Origin of the sequence: Streptomyces sp. MZ04 (genome assembly GCF_004684775.1) — a bacterium.
GTDB lineage: Bacteria > Actinomycetota > Actinomycetes > Streptomycetales > Streptomycetaceae > Streptomyces.
The window spans coordinates 1-1,593 of sequence record NZ_SRIC01000557.1; the positions used below are offsets into that span (position 1 = coordinate 1).

Below are 1,593 nucleotides of genomic sequence, written 5' to 3' on the forward strand. Positions count from 1 at the left end.
CCCCGCACCCCTTCCCGGAACTTTCCGGCTTCGTCGGGCTCATGGCTCGCCAGATCACCGGCTCCGCCGAGTTCGTCCTCAAACGCCGGACGGGCTGTCACAGTGCTTGAGGGAAGTCGAAGAAGCGCTTTGGGTCGTACTGCTGCTTCAGCTTCTTCAGGCGGGGGGCCGCGTCGCCGTAGTACGCCTTGCGCCAGTTCGTCAGCGTGGGGTCCGCGTAGTTTTGGTACGCCGCGCCGGAGGCGTAGCGCGCCATGGCCCCATGGGCGGTTTTCAGCCAGGCCTGGGCCGGCTTGCCGGACGTGCCCGCGCGCCAGGACGCGATGTACTGCGCCAGCATCCGAGAGCGCCGGTGCACGAACGCCGTGGCCCCCGGGTCCACCCGGTTGATCGCCCCGCCCAGAGCCGTCAGCGCGATGCTGCCCGCGCTCGCCCCCGTCACGTTCTCCACCTGGGTCAGTAGAGCCCGCACACCCGCAGCCGAGAGCGAGCGGTCGAAGAAGTCGGAGCTTGCCGCGTACGTCTCGCGGTTGAGGGCTCCCTGGGGGCTACGGCCCGGCGTCGTCCCCGGCAGGTGGCACTGGGCGTCCGACGAGAAGGACGAACAGCCCGCGTACACCTCCATCGACTCCTCGTAGGAGCGTCGCTTGAGGGAGACGCTGCGCGCCGGAGCGCCGATCTTGTCGGCCAGGCGGTCCACCGCGTTCTGGAGTTCCCCGTACGTACCGAGAGAGAAGCATGCGACCGAGACCGTGGGTGTGCCGCCCGGCGTGTTCGCCAGATGGGCCGAGGACCATATCTCGTCCGGCTGGTCGGGGCCCCACTCCTGCCACGCCTTGATGACCGCCGCCGCCTTCGACCAGGGCCAGGTCATGTAGGCCGAGACACCTTGCGGGGCGGCGTGGGTGCGGAAGGTCAGTTCCGTCACCACCCCGAAGTTCCCGTTCCCCGCGCCCCGCAGGCCCCAGAACAGTTCCTTGTTCTCGCGCGCGCTCGCCGTCACCAGCTTGCCGTCCGCCGTGACCAGCGTCGCCGACGTGAGGCTGTCGCAGGTCAGGCCGTACGCCCGTGAGACCACGCCGTGGCCGCCGCCCAGCGTCAGGCCCGAGACGCCCACCGTCGGGCAGGAGCCCGCCGGAATCGTCACGCCCTTCGCGGCGAGCCCTCGGTAGACGTCGATCAGCTTCGCGCCCGCGCCGACCGTCGCCGTCGTCCCGCTCGCCCGTGTCTTGTTCAGTTTCGATACGTCGATGACGAGGCGGCCCGTGCCTGACGACCAACCCCCGTAGGAATGGCCGCCGTTGCGTATGGAGACCGGGACTTCGTGGGCGCGGGCGTAGGCGAGGGTCGTACGTATGTCGTCGGGGCCCGCCACGTACGCGACCGCCGTCGGCTTCAGCGTGTCGTAGCGGGTGTTGTAAAGCTGCCTGGCCGCCGCCCACTTGGCCTCACCGGGCCTGACCAGCGTGCCGTCCAGGTCCTTGGCGAGGGCCTTGAGGTTCGCCGCTGCGGACGCGGAGGCGCTCGACGTACGGATGGGAGTGCCGGAGCCCGCGGCGCTGCTGGAGGTGGCACCTCCGCCGCCCCCGCCCC

The 1,593-nt window shown here is 70.4% G+C and carries 1 protein-coding gene; it reads right to left on the reverse strand.

Going from position 1 to position 1,593, the window contains the following annotated elements; genetic code table 11:
- Nucleotides 1-97 precede the first annotated feature (97 nt).
- The coding region (locus E2651_RS43080; protein WP_135336710.1) for an FAD-binding oxidoreductase at nt 98-1,593 on the reverse strand (1,496 nt) is incomplete at its 5' end.